Source organism: Castellaniella sp. (assembly GCF_049650445.1).
In the GTDB taxonomy this organism is placed as follows: Bacteria; Pseudomonadota; Gammaproteobacteria; order Burkholderiales; family Burkholderiaceae_B; genus Castellaniella.
In genome coordinates this window covers 13780-36639 of the sequence record NZ_JBASAD010000026.1, presented here as the reverse complement: position 1 = coordinate 36639, position 22860 = coordinate 13780, and the positions used below count along the sequence as shown (strand labels likewise).

Annotated in this window: 23 protein-coding genes; 6 read left to right on the top strand and 17 right to left on the bottom strand. The window is 65.4% G+C overall.

Features of this window, described 5'->3' with window-relative positions:
* Positions 1–17 precede the first annotated feature (17 nt).
* Positions 18–752: an ABC transporter ATP-binding protein gene (locus WA983_RS09145; protein WP_424246897.1), complete on the top strand. Its 735-nt coding sequence runs from the start codon at positions 18–20 to the stop codon at positions 750–752.
* Positions 749–1495, top strand: a complete 747-nt coding sequence (locus WA983_RS09140) for an ABC transporter ATP-binding protein (RefSeq protein ID WP_424246889.1) — start codon at positions 749–751, stop codon at positions 1493–1495. Before WA983_RS09145 ends, WA983_RS09140 begins: the two co-directional genes overlap by 4 nt.
* Here WA983_RS09140 and WA983_RS09135 read toward each other — a convergent pair.
* The 3 genes from WA983_RS09135 to WA983_RS09125 all read right to left on the bottom strand — a co-directional run bounded on the left by WA983_RS09135 (position 1492) and on the right by WA983_RS09125 (position 5333).
* Positions 1492–2454 (bottom strand): CysB family HTH-type transcriptional regulator, encoded by a 963-nt coding sequence (locus WA983_RS09135; protein ID WP_424246891.1) that lies wholly within the window; start codon positions 2452–2454, stop codon positions 1492–1494. The two genes, WA983_RS09140 and WA983_RS09135, sit on opposite strands and share 4 nt — an antisense overlap.
* Before the next feature lie 183 nt (positions 2455–2637).
* Positions 2638–4131: a CoA-acylating methylmalonate-semialdehyde dehydrogenase gene (locus tag WA983_RS09130; protein WP_424246893.1), complete on the bottom strand. Its 1494-nt coding sequence runs from the start codon at positions 4129–4131 to the stop codon at positions 2638–2640.
* A 41-nt stretch (positions 4132–4172) separates the two neighbouring features.
* Positions 4173–5333 carry an ABC transporter substrate-binding protein gene (locus tag WA983_RS09125; protein ID WP_424246899.1) on the bottom strand — a complete coding sequence of 387 codons (1161 nt, stop codon included), beginning with the start codon at positions 5331–5333 and terminating at the stop codon, positions 4173–4175.
* A 192-nt stretch (positions 5334–5525) separates the two neighbouring features.
* Here WA983_RS09125 and WA983_RS09120 point away from each other — a divergent pair, with 192 nt between their 5' ends.
* On the top strand, positions 5526–6509 hold the full coding sequence (locus tag WA983_RS09120) for a LysR family transcriptional regulator (RefSeq protein ID WP_424246895.1): 984 nt from the start codon (positions 5526–5528) through the stop codon (positions 6507–6509).
* 16 nt (positions 6510–6525) lie between these two features.
* Here WA983_RS09120 and lptF read toward each other — a convergent pair whose 3' ends face one another.
* Positions 6526–7650 (bottom strand): LPS export ABC transporter permease LptF, encoded by a 1125-nt coding sequence (lptF, locus tag WA983_RS09115; RefSeq protein ID WP_424311934.1) that lies wholly within the window; start codon positions 7648–7650, stop codon positions 6526–6528.
* A gap of 72 nt (positions 7651–7722) precedes the next feature.
* On the opposite strand from lptF, the gene WA983_RS09110 reads away from it, so the two are divergent.
* The 3 genes from WA983_RS09110 (at position 7723) to WA983_RS09100 (ending at position 10560) form a co-directional block, all read left to right on the top strand.
* Complete coding sequence (locus tag WA983_RS09110; RefSeq protein ID WP_424311933.1) at positions 7723–9228, top strand: leucyl aminopeptidase; 1506 nt, start codon at positions 7723–7725, stop codon at positions 9226–9228.
* A 1-nt stretch (position 9229) separates the two neighbouring features.
* Positions 9230–9691, top strand: coding sequence for a DNA polymerase III subunit chi (locus WA983_RS09105; protein ID WP_424311932.1), 462 nt, complete (start codon positions 9230–9232; stop codon positions 9689–9691).
* A gap of 167 nt (positions 9692–9858) precedes the next feature.
* Entirely contained in the window at positions 9859–10560 is a 702-nt protein-coding gene (locus WA983_RS09100) for a Bax inhibitor-1/YccA family protein (RefSeq protein ID WP_424251564.1), read from the top strand.
* 39 nt (positions 10561–10599) lie between these two features.
* Here the strand turns inward: WA983_RS09100 and rarD are convergent, their stop codons facing one another.
* From rarD to fabG, 13 genes are all read right to left on the bottom strand, one after another.
* Positions 10600–11511: an EamA family transporter RarD gene (rarD, locus tag WA983_RS09095; protein ID WP_424251566.1), complete on the bottom strand. Its 912-nt coding sequence runs from the start codon at positions 11509–11511 to the stop codon at positions 10600–10602.
* Positions 11512–11528: 17 nt separating this feature from the next.
* Complete coding sequence (gene recO, locus WA983_RS09090) at positions 11529–12119, bottom strand: DNA repair protein RecO (RefSeq protein WP_424251568.1); 591 nt, start codon at positions 12117–12119, stop codon at positions 11529–11531.
* The gene (era, locus tag WA983_RS09085; protein WP_424251570.1) at positions 12112–13011 is read right to left on the bottom strand and encodes a GTPase Era; all 900 of its coding nucleotides are present in this window, start codon (positions 13009–13011) and stop codon (positions 12112–12114) included. Before era ends, recO begins: the two co-directional genes overlap by 8 nt.
* Positions 13008–13784 (bottom strand): ribonuclease III, encoded by a 777-nt coding sequence (gene rnc / locus WA983_RS09080; protein WP_424311931.1) that lies wholly within the window; start codon positions 13782–13784, stop codon positions 13008–13010. The genes era and rnc overlap by 4 nt, the downstream gene beginning before the upstream one ends.
* Positions 13784–14671, bottom strand: a complete 888-nt coding sequence (gene lepB / locus WA983_RS09075; protein WP_424249822.1) for a signal peptidase I — start codon at positions 14669–14671, stop codon at positions 13784–13786. Before lepB ends, rnc begins: the two co-directional genes overlap by 1 nt.
* 42 nt (positions 14672–14713) lie before the next feature.
* On the bottom strand, positions 14714–16507 hold the full coding sequence (gene lepA / locus WA983_RS09070) for a translation elongation factor 4 (protein ID WP_424249820.1): 1794 nt from the start codon (positions 16505–16507) through the stop codon (positions 14714–14716).
* Positions 16508–16580: 73 nt separating this feature from the next.
* Entirely contained in the window at positions 16581–18068 is a 1488-nt protein-coding gene (locus WA983_RS09065; RefSeq protein ID WP_424249818.1) for a DegQ family serine endoprotease, read from the bottom strand.
* 26 nt (positions 18069–18094) lie between these two features.
* Positions 18095–19078, bottom strand: a complete 984-nt coding sequence (locus WA983_RS09060) for a MucB/RseB C-terminal domain-containing protein (protein ID WP_424249816.1) — start codon at positions 19076–19078, stop codon at positions 18095–18097.
* A complete protein-coding gene (locus WA983_RS09055; protein ID WP_424249815.1) occupies positions 19078–19584 on the bottom strand; it encodes a sigma-E factor negative regulatory protein in 507 nt (168 codons plus the stop codon). Before WA983_RS09055 ends, WA983_RS09060 begins: the two co-directional genes overlap by 1 nt.
* A 9-nt stretch (positions 19585–19593) precedes the next feature.
* Positions 19594–20193, bottom strand: coding sequence for an RNA polymerase sigma factor RpoE (rpoE, locus tag WA983_RS09050; protein ID WP_424249813.1), 600 nt, complete (start codon positions 20191–20193; stop codon positions 19594–19596).
* Between the two features lie 15 nt (positions 20194–20208).
* Positions 20209–21438: a beta-ketoacyl-ACP synthase II gene (gene fabF / locus WA983_RS09045; protein ID WP_424249811.1), complete on the bottom strand. Its 1230-nt coding sequence runs from the start codon at positions 21436–21438 to the stop codon at positions 20209–20211.
* Positions 21439–21691: 253 nt separating this feature from the next.
* Positions 21692–21931 carry an acyl carrier protein gene (gene acpP / locus WA983_RS09040; protein ID WP_043680887.1) on the bottom strand — a complete coding sequence of 80 codons (240 nt, stop codon included), beginning with the start codon at positions 21929–21931 and terminating at the stop codon, positions 21692–21694.
* 187 nt (positions 21932–22118) lie between these two features.
* Complete coding sequence (gene fabG / locus WA983_RS09035; RefSeq protein ID WP_424249809.1) at positions 22119–22859, bottom strand: 3-oxoacyl-ACP reductase FabG; 741 nt, start codon at positions 22857–22859, stop codon at positions 22119–22121.
* Position 22860 lies beyond the last annotated feature (1 nt).

Sequence of the window (22860 nt, the reverse complement as noted above, 5' to 3'; positions counted from 1 at the left end):
CCGAAGACGCAAGCGGCCTGCGCCCGATCCTCGAGGCCCGCAGCCTGACGCGCCGCTTTGCCGGACTGGTGGCCGTGCACGACGTCAGCTTCACACTCGCGCCCGGCGAAATCCTGGGCTTCATCGGCCCTAACGGTGCGGGCAAGACCACCCTGATCAGCCTGCTGAGCGGCACCCTGGAGCCCACCGAGGGCGAGGTCTGGTTCGACGGCCGACGGATCGACCGCCTGGCGGCCTTTCGCCGGGCGCGCCTGGGGATCGGCCGCACCTTCCAGATCATGCAGCCCTTCCCGGGCCTGCCGGTGCTGGACAATGTGGCGGTCGGCGCCCTGTTCGGCCGCGGGCAGGGCCAGGCCAATCTGGCGCTGGCGCGCGAAAGCGCCCGCGAGTGCCTGCGCTTCGTCGGCCTGGACAAGCACGTCGATCACCGCGCAGAAGATCTGGGTGGCCCCGACCGCAAGCGCCTGGAACTGGCCAAAGCCCTGGCCATGCAGCCACGCGTACTGCTGTGCGACGAGGTCATGGCCGGCCTGAACCTGGTGGAAATCGATGAAGTCATCGACATCATCCGCAAAGTGCGCGACACCGGCATCAGCATCATCGTCATCGAACACGTCATCAAGGCGATCCGCACGCTGTCGGACCGCATCATGGTGCTGCACCACGGCGAGAAGATCGCCGACGGCCCGCCCGACAGTGTGCTCACCGACAGCCGCGTGGTCGAAGCCTATCTCGGGAAGAAACGCGCATGAACGCCGTCACGCCCCAGCCCGCCGCACCGGATGTGCTGCTGCGCATCCGCAATCTGTCCGCCGGCTACGGCCTGGTCCAGGTGCTGGACTCGGTGTCTCTGGACGTCCGCCCGGCCGAGTTCCTGGCACTGGTGGGCAGCAACGGCGCGGGCAAGACGACCCTGCTGCGCACGATCTCGGGTCTGCTGCCGGTCCAGGGGGGTACGATCGAATGGAACGGCAGCCAGCCCATCGAGGGACGCACACCCGATGCGATCTTCCGTCTGGGCATCGTGCAGGTGCCCGAGGGCCGCCAACTGTTCCCCCGCATGTCGGTCCAGGACAATCTGCTGATGGGCGCCTACCGGCGCGACGACCGGGCAGACGTGCGGGCCGACCTGGACCGGATCTACGGCCTGTTCCCCCGCATGGCCGAGCGGCGGCGTCAATTGGCCGGCAGCATGTCCGGCGGCGAGCAGCAGATGTGCGCCATGGCGCGCGCGCTGATGGCCCGGCCACGCCTGCTGCTGGTCGACGAGATGAGCCTGGGTCTGGCGCCGATCATCGTCGATCAGTTGATGGAGAACCTGACGGCCATCCGCGATCAGGGCGTCACCATCCTGCTGGTCGAACAGGACATCCACCTGGCGCTGGCCGCAGCCGACCGGGCCTACGTGCTGGAAACCGGCCGCATCGTGCGCGAAGGGCCGGCCCGCGACCTGATCGAAGACCCTGAATTGAAACGGGCTTACCTGGGGGTCTAGGCGGCGTCCCGCACCGCAGGGGCAGGCTGCGCAGCCGCCTCGGCCACCACGTCACGCGACAGTTCGGGCGCCAGCATCTCCATCAGCACGTAGACGAAATCGCGCAGGAACACCCCGCGCTTGATCGCCACGCTGGTGGTGTGCCGGCCAAACAGGTGGCCTGCGGGCAGGCCGACCAATCCTTTGTCGCGACGCGGGTCGAAGGCCATGCCGGCGATGATGCCGATCCCCAGGCCAATGTCGGCATAGGTCTTGATCACGTCGGCGTCGATGGCCTCCAGCACGATGTCGGGCGTGATCCCGGCCTGCTCGAAAGCCGCGTCAATGGCGCACCGGCCCGAGAAGGCCCGGTCGTAGGTCACGATGGGATAGCGGGACAGATGCTCCAGCGACAGATTGCGGGCTGCGCTGGAGGTCAATTCCGTCAGGGGATGATCGGGCGGCACCACCAGCGTATGTTCCCAGGTGTACACGGGCAGGGCCACCAGGCCCGGGGTCCGGGCCAGGGTCTCGGTGGCAATGGCCAGATCCGCCTGTTCATGCAGCACCAGCTTGGCCAGATGTTCGGGATTGCCTTCGGCCAGGGACACGTGGACCTTGGGGAAACGCGCGCGGAACGCCGGAATCACGCGCGGCAGCAGGTAGCGTGCCTGGGTGTGGGTGCAGGCGATGACCAGCGCGCCTTCGTCGCGCTGGGCGAATTCGTCGCTGACCTTCTTCAGGTTGTCGACCTCGCGCATGATGCGGTCGATGACCACGGACACGGCCTGGCCCGGCTTGGTCAGGCCCTTGAGGCGCTTGCCATGGCGCTCGAAGATCCGCACGCCCAGTTCGTCCTCGAATTCAATGATGGCCTTGGACACCCCGGGCTGGGACGTGTACAGCGAGCGGGCAGCCTCGGTCAGGTTGAAGTTGCGCCGGATCGTTTCGCGGACAAATCGGAATTGCTGCAGGTTCATGTCTAAGGCCCTATAGGAAGATCCATTATATGGAATATAGAACCTATTCAATATGACTTTTTGTTATTTATTTAGGTGCAGCAGCCTCAGCACCCCAGGCAAGGTCCGCATCCTGCCCGTCCAGGCTTGTCCACACCCGGACTTCGACGCCCGCCGCCCCCGCGCACGGGAGCGGGGGGCCGGTCACTTCATCGAGATCGTCGTATTGATCTCGCGCGGGTGTGCCTGCCAGCGGGCGGTCACGGTCTTGGTCTGGGTCCAGAAGTAGATCGACTGGCGGCCGTTGGGCCCCAGATCGCCCAGTTTCGAGGCCCGCGAGCCCGTGAAGCTGAACCAGGCCACCGGCACCGGGATGGGGATGTTGATCCCCACCTGGCCGACGTCGATGTTGTTCTGGAAGTAGCGGGCGTGGCCGCCGTCCTGCGTGAAGATCGAGGTGCCGTTCCCATTGGGGTTGGCATTGATGAATTCCACCGCTTCTTCCAGCGTGTCCACCATGACCACGGACAGCACAGGTCCGAAGATTTCCTCGCGGTAGATGCTCATGCCGGCCTTCACGCCGCTGAACACCGTCGGGCCGACGAAGTTGCCCTTTTCGTAGCCGGCGACCTGGACGCCACGGCCGTCGAGCAGCAGTTCGGCGCCCTCGTCCACGCCCTTCTGGATCAAGCCCTCGACGCGCTGCCTGGCGGCGGGCGAGATCAGCGGGCCCAGATCCGCCTGGCGGTCGGTGCCGACGTTGATCTTCAGCTTGCGCGCGCGCTCGACGAAGTCGGGCAGCCATTTCTGCGCTTCGCCCACCAGCACCAGCACGGAAATCGCCATGCAGCGCTCGCCGGCCGCGCCAAAGGCCGCGCCCAGCATCGAGTTCAGGGCGGCCTCGCGATCGGCGTCGGGCATGATGACGCTGTGGTTCTTGGCGCCCATCATGGCCTGGCAACGCTTGCCGGCATTCGAGGAACGGCGGTAGATCTCCGTGCCGACGCGAGTCGAGCCGATGAAGGACACCGCCTTGATGTCAGGGTGATCGCACAGAGCGCCGGCGACGTCGGGGCCGCCGTGCACCACGTTCAGCACGCCCGGGGGCAGACCGGCTTCCAGGGCCAGTTGCGCCACCATCAGCGAAGCCGTGGGGTCCTGCTCGGACGGCTTGTAGACGAAGGTATTGCCGCAGGTCACGGCAATCGGAAACATCCAGCACGGCAGCATCACGGGAAAGTTGAAGGCCGTGATCCCGGCGCACACGCCCAGGGGCTGGATGACTGAATAGACGTCGATGCCGGTGGCGGCGTTCTCGGAATAGTCGCCCAGTTGCAGGGTGTTGGCCGACACGGCGTGATCGACGCCTTCCAGGCCGCGCGCGACTTCGCCCTCGGCGTCGGGCAGGGTCTTGCCATGCTCGCGGGAAATGGCCTCGGCGATCTGCGGGGTGTGTTCGCGCAAGAGCTGGGCAAAATCCACCATGATCTGGCGGCGCTTGGCCTGGCTGACGTTGCGCCAGGTCTTGAAAGCCTCTTTGGCATCAGCCACCGCCCGCTCGACTTCGGCCGGCGTGGCAAAGGGCACCCGGGCGACCACTTCCTGGGTAGCCGGATTGATGATGTCGCGCCATTCCTTGGTTTCGGACTGGACGAGTTTCCCGCCGATCAGCAGCGGGACGCGTGGGATGTCGCTCATTCAAATCTCCTGAGTAAATTCAGTGAAAGCGGAAACCGGAGTCAATGCTTGACCAGCGGGCAGGTCGAGGCCGACAAGGGCTGGAAGGCGTCCTTGGCCGGGATCGTGGCGACCAGCCTGGACAGGTCCCATTCGCCCTTGGACTCGGCCGGCGTTTTGACCTCGTACAGGTACATGTCGTGAATCACCCGGCCATCGGCACGAATGGAGGCGTTGTGCATGATGGGGTCCTGGATCGGGATCTCGCGCATCTTCGCCGCCACCGTATCGCCCTGGGTGGAACCCGTGGCCGCCACGGCCTTCAGATAGTGCCGCACGCTGGAATACACCCCGGCCTGCGTCATGGTGGGTTTCTTCCCCTGAAAAGCCTGGGCGAAGCGGGCGGACCAGGCGCGCGAAGCGTCGTCAAAATCCCAGTAGAAGCCGTCCACGTAGCTCAGGCCCTGGGCGTTTTCCAGGCCCAGCGCGCGCAGATCGGACAGAAACACCAGCAGGGACGCCAGGCGCTGGCCGCCCTTGACGATACCGAATTCGCGCGCCTGCTTGATCACGTTGACCGTATCCTGGCCGCCATTGGCCAGCGCCACGACCTGAGCGCCGGAACTTTGCGCCTGCAGCAGATAGGAAGCGAAGTCGGGTGCGTTCAGCGGGTGCGGGACGGAGCCCTTGACCGTGCCCCCCAGGGCCTTGACCATGTCGGACGCGCCCTTTTCCAGGGAATGGCCGAAGGCGTAGTCCACCGTGATGAAGAACCAGGATTTGCCGCCCTTGTCGAACATGGCCTTGACGCCGCCGATCGACTGAGAATAGACGTCGAACATCCAGTGGAAGCCCACCGGCGAGCAGCTCTTGTTGGTCAGGTCCGTGGTGGCCGGACCGGAGAACATCACGACCTTGTTCTTTTCGCGGGCAATGTTCTGCACCGCCAGGGCCACGGCGGAATTGGTCAGGTCGGCGATCGCCGTCACCCCGTCGCGGTCGAACCATTCGCGGGCACGCGCCGCCCCCACATCCGCCTTGTTCTGGTTGTCGGCCGACACCAGCTCGATCTTCATGCCCTTGCACTCGGCCTTCAGGCAGTCGTCGATGGCCAGTTGCGCCGCCGACACCGACCCCATGCCGCCCATGGACGCGTAGGTACCCGACATGTCGGTCAGCACCCCGATCTTGACGGGCGGGGTCGCCGCCTGAGAAACGGACATGGACAGCACGGTGGCGCACAGCGCGCCCCCCAGGGTCAGCGTGAATTTCTGCATGGTCTTGTCTCCGTTGTCGTTTTCTGGCTTGCCCTCTATGAGGCGCCGGGGAATTCTGATCCCCGACCCAGTTTAGTTGTGTAAAAAACTTATTACCATGAAAATGTTTGCACATTCGTTGACGATATTTGCACAACCATGACCGACTGGGACGCGATCCGTTATTTTCTTGAAGTCGCCCGCACGCAGCGGGCCAGCGCCGCCGCCCAACGCCTGGGGGTGCGGCACAGCACCGTGACGCGGCGCATCCGCGCGCTGGAACAGGCCCTGGGGGTGACCCTATTCGAAAAGTCCCGCGCCAGCGGCTACACCCCGACCGAAGAAGGGCTGCGCTTCTTCAACCATGCCGAACAGGTGGAAAGCACCCTGCTGGCGGCCCACGAAGCCCTGTCCGGCGCCGCCCAGACGCCCTCCGGCCACCTGCGGATCGGCTCCACCGAGGGGTTTGGCAGCACGGTCCTGACGCCGCTGATGGTGGATTTCCAGCGCCGCCACCCGGCGATGACGCTGGACATCATGCCGGTGCCACGCTTCATCAGCCTGTCCAAGCGCGAGGCCGACATCGCCATCGCACTGGAACGCCCCCAACGCGGTCCCTATCTGTGCACCAAACTGACCGACTACAGCCTGCGGCTGTACGGCACCCGCGACTATCTGGCCCGCCACACGCCGATCCGGCGCCAGACCGACCTGGGCAGGCACACCTTCATCGGCTATGTGGACGAACTGCTGTTCAGCGACCGGCTACGCTACCTGGACGGCCTGGTGCCGCCCTCGCGGGTGGTGTTTCGCAGCACCAGCGTACTGGCCCAATACCAGGCGGCCCTGGGGGGCCAGGCGCTGGCGGTCCTGCCCTGCTTTCTGGCCGCCCAGGACGAGCGCCTGGAGCCCGTGCTGGCCGATTCGGTCCTGATCACGCGCAGTTTCTGGATGTACTGCCACGAAGACCTGCGCCGCACGCGCCGGGTCATGGCCCTGTGGGACTATCTGAAACAGGCGGTGGCGCTGAACCACGACCTGCTGCATGGCCGCGCCCGGGCCCTGCATACCCCGGCCGGGGACTGGACGCCGTCCTATGCCCTCCGGGGAACAGCGTCCCCAACCCGAAAGACAACAACCTGAACGGCCACCGGGAAAATCAGGACGCCCTGGCTTGCTCAGCCTTGCGCTGCTTGGGCTTGGGCATGCGGATCCGCCGCCACAGCAGCCCCAGGCCCAGGGCCAGGAACACCGCGTGCACCAGCGACAGCCCGACGCCGAAGGACAGCACGCCGCTGCCGATCCAGCCGCGCGACAGATTGATCAGGTTCATGTACAGCAGCGCCAGCAGACCGGCGATCAGCAGGTCGCCCGAGCGGCCCAGGCGCGGATTCACCGCCCCCAGCGGCAAGGCGATCAGCGCCAGATTCAGGACCGCCAGCGGCAGCGACAGCCGCCACATCAATTGAGACATGGATTCGAGATCGCCCTGGGCGACCAGGTCCAGGGTCGGGCGCGCCTTGATCTGCTGCAGCGCCTGCTGACGCCTGGCCTCTTGTGCCCCGGGATCGCTGCGGCTTTCGATGCGCACACCGTAGCGATCGAAATCCAGCAGGCGCATTTCGGGTGAGTCCGGCTTCAAGTCATAGCGGTGCCCCGGCCCCAGCACCAGAAAACGGTCGCCATTGGCCTCGGTGCGGATCGCCGCGCTTTCGGCCGTGACCACGCTGAGCCAGTCGGGTTCGATGATGCGGGCCACCACCCGGCCCAGTTCGTCGTCCGGCCGGGCAGGCGATTCGGCGAAGAAAACCCGCCGCCCGTCATCGGTCTCGATGAACTGTCCGGCCGTCACCTTGGACAAATCGGAACGCTGTTCGAAACGCTGACGGTATTCGGCGATCTGGCCATAGGCCCAGGGCGAGGCCGACAGAGTCAGCACCGCCACCACGGCCGCCATCGGCAGGGCGAAGCGCATCACCGGCCACAGCCACTGGACCAGCGACAGGCCGCTGGCGAACCAGACGGACATCTCGGATTCGCGGTAGCTGCGCGTGACGGTGGTCAGTACCGCCACGAACAAGGTGACGGACAGGATCACCGGCAGCGCGGTGATACTGGAAAAGGCCGCCAGGCCCAGCACGACGTTCGCGCCGATATCACCGTTGGCGGCCTCGCCCAGCAGGCGCACGATCAGCACGCTCAACCACACCACCAGCAGCGTGGAAAACACGATGCCGGCATGGCTGGTGATCTCGGAAAAGACGGCGCGCTTGAACAATGTCATGGAAAATGCGGAATAATGGACCGTTCAGAGGTGCTTTACCTCGCTGGAATTCACCGGACCCAAGGAAAACGAATGGAATTTAGCACAACGACGTCGGCCTCTCTGCAGACGCTGAAAACCCAGGCCCTGGCCGTGGGCGTGTTCCAGGACGGAGTCCTGAGCCCTGCAGCCGACGCCCTGGATCAGGCGACCAAAGGCGCGATCCGAGCCGTCGTCAAAGCAGAATTCGATGCCGCCCCCGGCGCCCTCCTGACGCTGCATGCACCCGCCGGCATCACCGCCGAACGCGTCATTTTACTCGGCCTGGGCGCCCAGGACAGCCTGAAGGCGGCGACGCTGGCGCGTGCCCACGAAGCGCTGGCGGCCTATTGCGTCCGCGCCGGAGTGGGCCATGCGGTTTCCACCCTGTGCGCCCTGCCCTGCACGGACGCCGACGTCGCAGACAACGCCCGCTCGGCCGCCCGCCTGATCAGCGCCGCCACCTACCGCTACGACGCCACCTTCAGCAAACCCAAACCCGCAGCCAAGCTGCGCACCTTCGTCCTGCACCTGAGCCGCGCCCAGGTCGCGCGCGCGCGCGCAGGCCTGGATCAGGGCGCGGCCATCGGCGCCGGCATGAACCTGACCCGCCTGCTGGGCGACCTGCCCCCAAACGTCTGCACCCCGACCTACCTGGGCAAGACGGCGCGCGACCTGGCCAAGCAGTTCAAGACCCTGAAAGCCGAAGTCCTGGACCAGAAAAAGATCGAGGCCCTGAAGATGGGTTCGTTCCTGTCGGTGGCGCGCGGCTCGGCCGAACCGCCGGCCTTCATCGTCCTGCGCCACACGCCGACCGGGGCTCGCGCCCGCAAAGCGGCCCCCATCGTGCTGGTCGGCAAGGGCATCACTTTCGACGCCGGCGGCATCTCCCTCAAGCCCGGCCCCGGCATGGACGAAATGAAGTTCGACATGTGCGGCGCCGCCAGCGTGCTGGGCACGATGCGCGCCGTGGCCGAACTGAACCTGCCGCGCGAGATCATCGGCATCATCCCCAGTTGCGAAAACCTTCCCAGCGGCACTGCCATCAAGCCCGGCGACATCGTCACCAGCATGTCGGGCCGCACCATCGAAATCCTCAACACCGACGCCGAGGGCCGCCTGATCCTGTGCGACGCCCTGACCTACGCCGAACGCTTCAAACCCGCCGCCGTGATCGATGTCGCCACCCTGACGGGTGCCTGCGTGATCGCCCTGGGTCACGTCAACAGCGGCCTGTTCACCCAGGACGAGACCCTGGCGACGGACCTGCTCGCCGCCGGCCGTCAGGCGCTGGACCCGGCCTGGCGCCTGCCCCTGGAAGACGCCTACCAGGACCAGCTCAAATCCAATTTCGCCGACATGGCCAACATCGGCGGGCGTCCTGCCGGATCGACCACCGCCGCCTGCTTTCTATCGCGCTTCACCGGCAAATACCCCTGGGCGCACCTGGACATCGCCGGCACGGCCTGGCTGGAAGGCAAGCAGAAGGGCGCCACCGGCCGCCCCGTGCCTCTGCTGATGAGCTATCTGCTGGGGCAATGCGGAGCCAAGGCCCAGTAACATGACGCGGGTCGATTTCGCCTACGGCGCGGCCCACCGGCTGCGCATGGCCTGCGGCACGGCGGCACGCCACGTCGGTGCGGGCCGCCGGCTGCTGGTGTACTGCACCGACGAGCGCCGCCTGCGGCGCTTCGATGCCCTGCTGTGGGAATTCGAGCCGGCCAGTTTCATCCCGCATGTCCTGGCCGGCGATCCCCTGGCGGATCAGGCCGACGTGGTCCTGGTGGCTGACGCCGCGACCCTGACCGGCACGCCGCCCCTGGGCTGGCTGCTGAACCTGGACCTGGACTGCCCGCCAGGGGCCGAACGCTTCGAGCGCATCCTGGAAATCGTCTCCGGCCACGAGGCCGACATCCAGGCCGCCCGCAAGCGCTGGGCCCAGTACCAGCAAGCCGGCCACGACGTGCGGGGCCACCGTCTGCCGGCCGACCATCCCGCCGTCGGGAACCAACACGGCGCCTGAGTGTCCAACACAAGGACCGTCATTGCACACGCGACGGCGCCGGCCCGGAATTCCCCGGGGATGTGCCGTTTCTTCGCCCTGATAGACGATATTGTTCAGCTTGTTGTAAGATTGATCTCATTCTGGCCAATGCCGTGCATCGGCCCCACGCACTATAGGAAACCGCCATGTCCGACTTCCGCCATACCCTGCCCGACACCAGCGCCTATGCCGCGCCGGCTGCCGCCCGCAACCGCGTCCTGCGCAACACCTACTGGCTGCTTGCGCTGTCGCTGATCCCCACGGTTCTGGGGGCCGCCGTCGGTCTGTCCTTCGGCATGAATCAGGCCATGGCCACCAGCCCCGGTGTCAGCACGATCGTGTTCCTGGTGGGCGCCATCGGCCTCATGGTCCTGATCGAACGCAACAAGAATTCCTCGCTGGGCGTCGCCCTGCTGCTGGGCTTTACCTTCTTCATGGGCGTGATGCTGTCGCGGCTGCTGGGCCACGTGCTGGGCATGGGCAATGGCGCTCAGCTCGTCATGCTGGCCTTTGGCGGCACGGCGGCGGTCTTCGGCGTCATGGCCACCGTCGCCACCACGACCAAGCGCGATTTCACCCACCTGCAAAAATTCCTGTTCGTGGGCGTGGTCCTGCTGCTGGTCGCCATGGTGGCCAACATCTTCCTGCAGATCCCGGCCCTGATGCTGACCCTGTCGGTACTGGCCATCGGTATCTTCTCGGCCTTCCTGCTGGTCGATCTGCAGCGCGTTGTCCAGGGCGGCGAAACCAACTACGTGTCCGCCACCCTGGCGGTCTACCTGGACCTGTACAACATCTTCTCCAACCTGCTGATGCTTCTGGGCATCTTCGGCGGGAATCGCGACTGATCCCCTGGCAGGGACACAAAAATAGCGGGCTTCGGCCCGCTATTTTTTTGCCACCGTATCGTCCTCAGGTGACCCGGCCCTCGTTTTCAACTTCCTCGCCCCTTCCACCGCCACCAGCCCCACCGCGATCCAGATCGGGATATAGGTCAGCCACTGCGCCGGCGCCACGGGTTCGCCCATCAGCAGGAACGCCACCCAGAACAGCAGCACCGGTTCCACGTAACTCAGCAGGCCGAACAGACTCAAAGGCAGGATCCGGCTGGCCGCCAGGTACATGGCCAGCGACACCGCACTCAGCAGGCCAAGCACGGGGACTTGCAGGATCAGACGCGGATAGGTGGCGAACTGGCGCACGACCTCGGCCCCCTGAGCCTGCAGGACCAGGACGGCCGCCGGCAGCAGGAAAAACATGTCGAACCACAGGCTGGTCAGCGCGTCGACCCGCAGCCGGCGACGCAGCATGAAGTACGGCGGATAACCCAGGGCGACCAGCAACGTCGTCCAGGACACCGTCCCCAGACGCCACCACTCGTGCCCGACGCCCAGCGCGGCGAACGCCACCGCCCAGACCTGCCAGGTGCTGAGCTGCTCGCGATAGAACAGCCGCCCGACCAGCACCATCACCAGCGGCAGCAGGAAATAGCCCATGGACACGTTCAGCGCATGGCCGTGCAACGGCGCCCACACGAACAGCCACAACTGCACCCCCAGCAGGAGCGAGCACACGATCATGGCGCCCAGGAACTTCCCCCGGGAAAAATCCCGGGCGGCCTGGCGCACCGCCCCCCAGCCGCGCGCCCGCTGCACGACCAGCGCCAGCATCGGCAAGCCCATCAGGATCCGCCAGGCGAACACGACGTCACCATCGAAAGGCTGCATCAGCGTCGCGTAGTAATACATCGTCGCGAACAGCGCCGAGGACGCCACCGACAGGAGGATGCCTGTTTTCATAGAGTGATCTTTCGATTTCAGTAACGCTGCAGATCCATCAGCACCTGGCGCGTGCGCAGGGGCGCGTCCAGCAGCTCGTCCAGGCGCTCCCGCAGCGCCTGGCGCAGACCCGGCTCGGCGCCCGCCTGATCGAAATCCGGCATCGGAGCATCCAGCCCGTAACCGGCCTGCTCCAGCAGCAGCCATTCGAAGCGGCGCAGCACGGCGGCGTGGGGGCGGCCGCGCGTCTCGGCCAGCACGTCCAGCGCAGTCTCGTAGGCGTCGAACACGCCCGGGTGCGGGTCTTCGCGCGCCAGCAGGCGCAGGATCAGCTCGTTCATGTACCAACCCGACATCATCGACCGGCCGTCGAGCAGGCGTACCGGGCCGGATTCGGCGCGCGTCAGGGTGTGGACCTCGGCGGAGCCGGTCCAGGACAGCCACAACGGCTGAAAACCGACCAGTACCGGGCGCAGCGCCGAATACGGGCGCTTGGCGCCCTTGGCCACCAGGGCGACGCAGCCGTGGTCGCGGGTGAAGGCCTGAATGATGAGGGAAGTTTCACGCCAGGGATTGGCATGCAGCACGTAACCACGCGCATCCTGGATGCGCTGGCTGCGTTTACTCATACCCCAGGTCTCGCAGGGCCGCCTCGCGATCCGACCAGCCCTTGCGAACCTTGATGTAGACGTCCAGAAAAACCGGCTTTTCGAGCAGTTTGACGATGTCCTGGCGGGCTTCGGTGGCGATGCGCTTCATGTGCTGGCCGCCCGCCCCCAGCAGGATGGGCCGGTGGCTGTCGCGCTCGATCACGACGCAGGCGGCGATGCGCGCGCCTTCGGCGTTTTCTTCCCACTGCTCGATGACCACGGTGCAACCATAGGGCAGTTCGTCACCCACCAGGCGGAAGATCTTTTCCCGGATCAGTTCAGCCGCCAGGAAGCGCATCGGCCGATCCGTCAGGGTGTCGGCCTCGAACATGTGTTCGCCCTCGGGCAGGTAGCGGCCGATCTCCTGGAGCAGCGTATCGAGCTGCACGTCGCGCAGCGCACTGACCGGCACCACGGCCGCGTAAGGGAATTCTTCCATCAGGCGCGACACGTAGGCGAACATCGCGTTCTTGTCCTTGATCGCGTCGACCTTGTTGACCGCCAGGATGACCGGGCGGTTACTGGGCAGCAGCGGCACCACGCCGGCGTCGCCCGCCGACCATTTCCCGGCCTCGACCACGTGGACCACGACATCGACTTCCGCCAGGGCCTGGGTGACCACCCGGTTCATCATGCGGTTCATGGCACCGCCATGCCGCGTCTGGAAGCCGGGCGTATCGACGAAGATGAACTGGTCCTGGTCGCGCGTCAGCACGCCATGGATGCGGTGGCGGGTGGTCTGGGCCTTGCGCGAGACGATGGACAGCTTGGCCCCGACCAGGGCATTGCCCAAGGTGGACTTGCCCACATTGGGACGGCCCACGATGGCGACGAAACCGCAACGGCTGGGGCTGGGGCTGGGAGCGTTCATTTCTTGTCCTGGGTCTGGTCCTGGGATTCGCCCTGCGCCACGGCCACGGGCAGGGAGAGCTGCGCCGGCTTGCGGCGGCGCGCCGACCGGCGCGCCGGCCCCAGGGATTCAATGGCGGCAATGGCCCGGCCGGCGGCGGCCTGCTCGGCTGCCCGCCGGCTGCTGCCGGACGCCTGTTCACGGATGCCGAGCGGAGCGACTTCGCAGACCACGTCGAACATCTGGTCGTGCGCCGCGCCCCGGGTGGCCAGGACCTCGTAGTGCGGCAAGGGATGGCCGCGCCCCTGGACGAGCTCCTGCAGCAAAGTCTTGGGGTCCTTGCCGAAGGTCCGCAGATCGATATGCGACAGAATCGGCCGGTACAGGCGTTCGATGACTCGACTGATTTCGGGAAATCCGCCGTCCAGGTATACCGCGCCGAAGATGGCTTCGAGCGCGTCAGCCAGGATCGAGGGCCGGCGGAAACCGCCGCTTTTCAGTTCGCCCTCGCCCAGGCGCAGATGAGTCGACAGGGACAGGGTCTGGGCAATGTCGGCCAGGGCGGACTGCTTGACCAGATTCGAGCGCACCCGCGACAGATCGCCCTCGTCCATTTCGGCGTGCTCGGCGAACAGCAGCGTGGAGACGACGAAATTCAGCACGGAATCCCCCAGGAATTCCAGGCGCTCGTTGTGCGGCATGCCGTGGCTGCGGTGAGTCAGCGCCTGTTCCAGCAGGCCCATGTCCCGAAAACGGTAGTCCAGGGCGGACTGCAGGGATTCCAGGGAGGCCATTACTTGAATCCGCCGATCCGGCTGGGCGAACCGAAGTTCATCCAGATGAAGAAGGCACGCCCGACGATGTTGCGGTCAGGCACGAAGCCCCAGTAGCGGCTGTCCAGGCTGTTGTCGCGGTTGTCACCCATCATGAAGTACTGGCCGGCCGGCACCGTGCAGCGCACGCCGTCGGGCAGATAGGTGCACGCCTGGAAATCCGGAAAGCGCGTGATCGGCATCAGGTCCTGCGGCACCTGGACATTCAGCAGGATGCGGTGCGCCACGTCGCCCAGTTGTTCCTGGTACTGCCCCACATAGGACGCGCGGTCGGGTTCGTAGTAATCGCCGTCGCGGCTGCGCGGCACCGGCGTGCCGTTGATCGACAGGACCTTGCCACGGTATTCGATCACGTCACCCGGCTCTCCGACCACCCGCTTGATGTAGTCCACCGAGGGATCGACCGGATAGCGGAAGACGACCACGTCACCCCGCTTGGGCGAGCCCAGGTCCAGAATCTTGCGGTCGACCACCGGCAGGCGGATGCCGTACTCGTACTTGTTGACCAGGATCAGGTCGCCGTTTTCCAGCGTCGGCAGCATGGAGCCCGACGGAATCCGGAAGGGTTCGACCACGAAAGAGCGCAGCACGAACACGAACAGGATCACTGGAAAGAAACTGACGCAATATTCGACCCACCAGGACGGGCGGCTGGCCCGCTCAAACGCCTGGTCGCATTCGACCTGCAGGGCGGCCGGGTCGAGCCCGGCGGCGTTGTTGCGGCAGGCCAGCGCAGCCGCTTCGGCACGGGCCCGGCGCCGGCCGCGCAGCACGACGACGTCCAACAGCCAGACCAGTCCCGTCGCGACCAGGGCGATGAACAGCAACAGGGCGAAATCCCAGCTCATGCGGTGTGTCCTTGCTAACCTTGCTTACGCGTGATTGATGCTTTATTTGTCTTCGACCTGCAGAACGGCCAGGAAGGCTTCCTGCGGAATTTCCACGTTACCGACCTGCTTCATGCGCTTCTTGCCGGCCTTCTGCTTTTCAAGCAGCTTCTTTTTACGCGAGATGTCGCCGCCATAGCACTTGGCCAGCACGTTCTTGCGCAAGGCCTTGACGTTTTCGCGGGCGACGACCTCGGCACCGATGGCGGCCTGGATGGCGATGTCGAACATCTGGCGCGGGATCAGGCCACGCATGCGCGTGACCACGTCCCGACCCCGGGGCCGGGCATTGGCACGGTGCACGATCATGGACAGGGCATCGACCCGGTCGCCGTTGATCAGCAGGTCCACGCGCACCACGTCGGCCACGCGGTATTCCTTGAACTCGTAATCCATGGACGCATAGCCGCGCGACACGGATTTCAGGCGATCGAAGAAGTCCAGCACGATTTCCGCCAGGGGGATCTCGTAGCGCAGATGCACCTGGCGGCCGTGGTAGCTCATGTCCAGTTGCACGCCGCGCTTGGCGGTGCACAACGACATGACCGGCCCCACGTATTCCTGGGGCATGAACAGCGTCACGGTCATGATGGGTTCGCGGATTTCCTGGATGTGGCCGACTTCAGGCATGCGCGAAGGGCTGTCCACCATCAGCAGTTCGCCGTCGCGGTTCAGGACCTCGTAGACCACCGACGGCGCGGTGGTGATGATGTCCATGTCGAATTCACGTTCCAGCCGCTCCTGGACGATGTCCATGTGCAGCAGCCCCAGGAACCCGCAGCGAAAACCGAAACCCAGGGCCTGAGAGACCTCGGGTTCGAACATCAGCGAAGAATCGTTGAGTTTCAGTTTTTCCAGGGAATCGCGCAATTGGTCGTATTCGCTGGATTCGACCGGATAAACCCCGGCGAACACCTGCGGCTTGACCTCTTTGAAGCCCGGCAGGGGCGCGGTGGCGGGCTTGCCGGCCAGCGTCAGGGTGTCGCCGACCTTGGCGTGTTCCAGTTCCTTGATGCCGGCGATGATGAAACCGACCTCGCCGGCCGACAACTGATCGCGCGGCTGGGACTTGGGCGTGAACACGCCCAGTTGTTCGCACAGGTGGGTGGCGCCGGTCGCCATCAGCAGGAGCTTGTCCTTGGGCCGCAAGGTGCCGTTGACGATACGCACCAGCATCACCACGCCGACGTAGTTGTCGAACCAGGAATCGATGATCAGGGCCTGCAGCGGCGCGGCCGGGTCGCCCTGGGGGGGGGGCATCCGGGCCACGACCGCTTCGAGGATCTCGTCGATGCCCAGGCCGGTCTTGGCGCTGGCCTGGATGGCGTCGGTGGCGTCGATGCCGATCACGTCCTCGATCTCGGAGGCGGCGGCGTCCGGGTCGGCCGAGGGCAGGTCCATCTTGTTCAGGACCGGTATGACCTCGACACCCAGTTCGATCGCGGTGTAGCAGTTGGCCACGGTCTGAGCCTCGACGCCCTGGGTGGAATCGACCACCAGCAACGCGCCCTCGCAGGCCGACAGCGAGCGGCTGACCTCGTAAGAGAAGTCCACGTGGCCCGGGGTGTCGATCAGGTTCAGCGCGTAGACGCGGCCGTCGGCCGCCTTGTAGCTCAGCGCCGCCGTCTGGGCCTTGATGGTGATGCCGCGTTCGCGCTCGATGTCCATCGAATCCAGGACCTGAGCTTCCATTTCACGGTCCTGCAGACCCCCGCAACGCTGAATCAGGCGGTCGGCCAGAGTCGATTTGCCGTGATCGATGTGCGCAATGATGGAAAAGTTACGGATGTGGTCCATAGGATAGAAAGAAAAAAATTGAAAAGGGAACGCCGCAGGGCGTCCCCTTCTCGTTCAAGCCGCATTTTAGCTTTTATTGAGGCTTGATGATCACCCACTGGGACTGCTGATCGCGGCTGACCAGCAGCACGACAGGACGGGACTTGTCCAGGCCCTTGACGACCTGAGCGTATTGCTTCGGGTTGGTGATGTCGGTGTCGTTGATGCGCAGGATCACGTCGCCCGGCTCGATCCCGACGTCCGCCGCCGCGCCTTCGGCCTGCTCGACCACCACGCCCTGGTCTCCGGCGTCGGCCGGCAAGGCCTTGACCTTCAGACCCAGGCGGTCGGCCGCTCCACCGGGGGACGGCGTCTCGGCGCTCTGATCCGTGGCGGCCTTGTCATTGAGCTCGGCGACCGTCGTCTTGAGCTCCAGCGACTTGCCCTTGCGCCAGACCTGGACCGTCGCATCCGTACCCGGGCGGGTTGCCCCCACCAGGCGCGGCAGATCGGTCATGTGCTTGATGGTCTGGCCGTTGAAGGCCGTGATCACGTCACCCGGATGCACGCCCGCCTTCGCGGCCGGGCCGTCGGCTTCGACGCTGCTGACCAGGGCGCCCTGACCCTTGTTCAGCCCCAGGGCCTGGGCGACTTCGTCCTGGACCTCGGTGATCTGCACCCCGATACGCCCGCGCGTGACTTTGCCATGGGCCTTGAGCTGCTCGACCACACGCATCACCTCGTCGATGGGGATGGCCAGGGAAATGCCCATGAACCCGCCGCTGCGCGAGACGATCTGGGAGTTGATGCCGACCACCTGACCCTGCAGATTGATCAGCGGACCACCGGAATTGCCGGGATTGACGGCCACGTCGGTCTGGATGAACGGCAGGTAGTCACCCGTGTCGCGGTTGATCGCGCTGACGATACCGGCCGTGACGGTCGAGTCCAGCCCGAAGGGCGAACCGATCGCCAGCACCCACTGGCCCTTGCGCAGCTTGTCCGAATCGCCGATGGCGAGCGGCTTCAGGTCGTTGGCCTCGATCTTGATCAGGGCGATGTCGGTGCGCGCATCCGTGCCGATGATCTTGGCCTTGTATTCCTTGCCGTTGGTCATGGTGACGAAAATGCCGTTGGAATTATCCACGACGTGGTTGTTCGTCAGGATGTAGCCGTCGGCGGAGATCACGAAACCCGAGCCGATGCCGCGCGGCACCGTGCGCTCGCTCTGGGGCGGAGCGGGCGGCTGCTTGGGCCGGGCGCGCGGACCCTGCTGGCCGGGCTGGCCAGAGCCGGGGGGCATGAAGTCCGGGCCGAAGAACCAGCGGAACAGATCGGAGGGATCGCCCTCGCCAGGCCCCATGGGCGAACGGCGCACCGGCACGGCCTCGGTGGTGCGGATGTTGACCACCGAGGCCTCGGTGGCCTCGACCACCTGGGTGAAATCGGGCAACGCGGCGCTGGGGGCGGCCACCGCCTGTGCCTGGGCCACGCCGACAGGCAGGGCGACCATCAGCGCCAGGCTGACGGCGGCACCCGCCGCCGCGCGCGACGCGGCGGTATATGGCAGATGAAAAGCCATGGAGTTCTCCTTGGAGGATATGAAGATCAGTGGGCGGCCTGAGGCAGGTATTGCACGGCGTGAGCCAAATCATGTACGGTCTGCGCAGGCACCTCGCCGACCGCGGTCAGCCAGAAAGAAGCCAGCCGCATACGGTAGACGCTGATCGCGCCCTGCCGCAAGCCGCCCTGTCTGATGCTTTGATCGCGTTTCGGATCAAAGGTTTCAATGAAGATCGAAATTGCTGCCAATCCGTCGGACAACACCAATTGATCCACCGTATGGCCGGGCCCCATCTGGCGCGTCAGTTCGGCGATGGGCTGAAATCCGGCGGGCAGCGTGAACCGCCAGCCCTGCGCGGCCAGATTGGCCGGCTGGCTGGATTCGGTACGCAACTGCCAGTCGCGCGTGTCCCAGCGCGAGGCCAACGAACCGGCGGGCACTTCGGTGCCGACGTGGACGCGACTGAAGGCCACCTGGTCCACCAGACGATCCTGGGCGTCCAGCGTCTGGCTCTTGAGCAGCAGATGGTTCTTCAGATCCGTGCAAATCCGGTAGCTGTAGCGCAAAGCGTCGCGCGCCCGCAATTCGGACACGGCGCATTCGCGCCCAGCGACGCGGTAAGTGCGGCCCAGGGGCTTCCAGTCGTAGTGCCGGGCAATCGTCGCGCCCTCGCCCAGCAGCAGCGCCGGGAAATGATCGCTGTGTGCGGGCCGCGTGATCACCAGCCGGTGTTCCGGCAGCAGGCATTCTTCCATGCCGTACTGCCGCAGGCATTCCTGGGGCGAGCCGTCCAGGACTTCCTGGCGTTCCCGTTCGCCGGTGCCATCCACCTGATGAACCAGATGCGTGGCCTGCAGGGTGTGTCCCTGCTGGTAGACGGTGATGCCGGCATAGTCCAGGGTGCGAGCGGCATCCTGGACCTGCCGCAGAAAGGTCAGCGGGTCGGCCTCGGCCGCACCTGCGGCAGCGGTCCACGCAAAAACCAGGCACAACCCCGCCCGGCATCCGGCCCGCGCCCAGGTCAGCATCAGCGCGCCCCCATCCCATCCAGAGAAACCTGGCGCACCGCGCCGGCACCCGCCATCGACTGATGCGCGGCCATGTAATCAGCCAGCCCCGGATCGGCGGCCTCGGGCTCGTCGGCCTGGGCCATGACCGGCGTGGTGGTGAGCGGTGCGTCCGGGGCCAGGAAGAACGGACGAGCCATCCAGACGACGGACGCCACGGCCGCCGCGACCGCCAACCCCGACAGGCCGTTGCGCAGCAGATGGCGCCGGGCCAGCGGCAACGGCGCGACAATGGCCGGCTCCGCGTCGAGAGCGGCCGACACACGCGCATAGAAGCGTTCGGACGGGCGGATCGCCAGGTCCGGACTGCGCATGACGTCGCCAATCAAGTGGTAAGTGTCCCAGAGCTGGCGCCCATAGGGGGTGTCGAGATCTTCGGAGCGCAGCTCGGCCTCTCCGTCCACCCAGGAAGACACTGAGGCCTCCCAGGCGCGCTCTGTCACGGCAGAATCAGGTTTGGCATTCATGACGGCTCCTTACCAACGGCGATCCGTATCACGTTCCATGACCGGTCGCAGGCGAGCCGCGATGGCTTCGCGGGCGCGATAGATACGCGAACGGACCGTACCGATGGGACATTGCATGGTGCTGGCGATTTCTTCATAACTCATCCCTTCGATTTCCCGCAGCACGATCGCGGCGCGCAAATCGTCCGGCAGTTCATCGATGGCCTCGTTGACGGCCTGGGCGACCTGCCGGCTGGCCATCAACGATTCAGGGGTGCTCTGATCGCTTAGGCCATCAATCTGGTCAAAAGTTTCACCATCCTCATTTTCCAGAGGTGTCACAGTGGCGGGCCGGCGAAAACTGGCCGCCTGCCAGTTGCGGGCGGTGTTCAGGGCAATCCGGTAAAGCCAGGTGTAGAAGGCGCTTTCGCCCCGGAACTGGGGCAAGGCGCGGTAGGCCTTGATGAAGGCCTCCTGGGCGACGTCCTCGATATCGGCCGGGTCGTGAATCAGGCGCGACAGCAGCCGCATGATCTTGCGCTGGTATTTGATCACCAGCAGATCAAAGGCGTGGCGTTCGCCGCGCCTGACGCGCTCGACCAGCGCGAGATCGACCTCGCGCTCAGTCATGATGCGGCCGGGGGGTCAGAGGCGCCCCACCAGCATCGAGCCATTGGTGCCACCAAAGCCGAAGGAATTGGACAACGCCACATCGATCTTCAGGTCGCGCGCCTGATTGGCGCAATAATCCAGGTCGCATTCGGGATCCTGGTTGAACAGATTGATGGTCGGGGGCGAAATCTGGTGGTACACCGCCAGGGTCGTGAAGACCGCCTCGATACCGCCCGCCGCGCCCAGCAAGTGCCCGGTCATGGACTTGGTGGAATTGACCACCAGCTTGTATGCATGGTCGCCGAACGCCAGCTTGAGCGCCGCCGTCTCGTTCTTGTCGCCCAGAGGGGTCGAAGTGCCGTGGGCGTTGACGTAGCTGATCTGGTCGGGGTTCACGCCGCTGTTGCGCAACGCGTGCAGAATGCCCCGGCGCGGACCGTCCTGGTCCGGGCTGGTGATGTGATGCGCGTCGGAGCTCATGCCAAAGCCCAGGAATTCGCCGTAGATGCGGGCGCCGCGGCGGCGGGCATGTTCGTATTCTTCCAGGACCAGCACGCCGGCGCCCTCGCCCAGGACGAAGCCGTCGCGGTCGCGGTCCCAGGGACGCGAAGCGGTCTCGGGATCGTCGTTGCGGGTGGACAAGGCACGCATGGCGGCAAAGCCCCCCATGCCCAGGGGGGACACGGAGCTTTCGGCCCCGCCGGCCACCATGATGTCGGCGTCGCCGTACTCGATCAGGCGCGCGGCATCGCCGATACAGTGCAGGCCGGTCGTGCAGGCCGAAACCACGGCGTAGCTGGGGCCTTTCAGACCCAGCATGATGGACAACTGACCCGAGATCAGATTGATCAGCGAAGCCGGCACGAAAAACGGCGAAATGCGCCGGGCGCCCCGCTCCAGGTATTCGATCTGGGTTTCTTCGATGCGCGGCAGACCGCCAATGCCCGAACCAATGATGGTACCGATGCGATCGGCGTCCTCGGCGGCGATGTCCAGCCCCGAATCACGCCAGGCCTGGATGCCGGCCGCCACGCCGTAATGGATGAAGGAATCCATCTGCTTGGCTTCCTTGGCCCCCATGTAATCGGTCACATTGAAACCCTTGACCTCGCCCGCGATCTGGCTGTTGAGCACCGAGGCGTCGAAACGCGTCACGCGGCCGATGCCCGAACGACCGTGAATGAGGTTGTCCCAGGCGGATTGCACATCGTTGCCCACGGGCGACACGATGCCCAATCCGGTTATGACGACACGTCGTTTCACTGACTCGGCTCCTGAAGCTGAAAAATAAATGAAAGAAGGCCCCCACGCTGCGCCTTCGGCTTGCTGCCCCCCGAGGGGCGCTTTTCATCTTGGGGCGGCCCTGCGATGAAAAAAGGGCGACCCGTGACGGGCCAATGCGGCAGGCTGTTTCAGCCTGCCGATGGTACCCGCCGCGAACCGCCCCGGCGCCTGTCCGGCTTGGTGCGACAGGCCGTCCAGCCCTGGTGCGGCAAGCCGCAACAGGGTGGTGAGATTACTGCTTGCTGTGCGAGGTGATGTAGTCGACCGCCTGTTGGACCGTCGTGATCTTCTCGGCTTCCTCGTCGGGGATCTCGGTTTCGAATTCGTCTTCGAGGGCCATCACGAGCTCGACCATATCGAGCGAGTCGGCACCGAGGTCGTCAAGGAAGGAAGATTCGTTCTTGATCTCAGCTTCGTTGACGCCGAGTTGCTCAGCGACGATCTTCTTGACGCGCTGTTCGATGCTTTCCATGCATATCTCCAGTAAGGAAAAATCCCGCGAATTATAGCCAATGAGGCCAACGGAACTGCGGGTTCATATCAAAAAAAACAGTCCCGGCCGTCGGACGGCTTCCGTGAGGGAAACACGATCACGACCGGGCCTGCCTGCTGAGGTTGAACGGATTTTACCTTAGACAGGCCGGCTCCGTTCCCGATGCCTACATATACATACCACCATTGACGTGCAGCGTCGTCCCTGTTACATAGCCGGCCTGGGGGCTGGCCAGGTAGGCGACCGCGTGGGCGATCTCTGCGGCCGAACCCAATCGCCCCAGGGGAATCTGCCCCAGGATGGCGGCAGTCTGGGTTTCGTTCAGGGCACGGGTCATGTCGGTATCGATGAAGCCCGGGGCCACGCAGTTGACCGTAATGCCCCGGCTGCCCAGTTCGGCCGCCAGAGACCGCGACAGGCCGGCGACGCCGGCCTTGGCGGCGGCGTAGTTGGCCTGACCGGGGTTGCCGCTGTAGCCCACCACGGACGTGATGTTGATGATGCGGCCCCAGCGGGCCTTCATCATGGTCTTGGCGACACCGCGCGACAGACGGAACACGGACGACAGATTGGTGCCCAGCACAGCGGCCCAGTCCTCGTCCTTCATGCGCAGGATCAGGCCGTCGCGGGTGATCCCGGCATTATTGACCAGGATATGCGGTCCGCCCTGGCCGGCCAGTTCGGCCAGCAGCGCGTCGCAGGACGCCGCGTCATTGACTTCGAGCACCGCGCCGCGCCCGCCTTGCGGCGCCAGGGCTTCGGTGATGGCCTGGGCGCCGGCCTCGGACGTCGCCGTCCCTACGACCGTGGCACCCGCAGCCGCCAATTCCAGCGCAATGGCACGGCCAATACCGCGCGAAGCGCCCGTTACGAGGGCGATCTTGCCCGCCAGTACAGCTTCCGACATG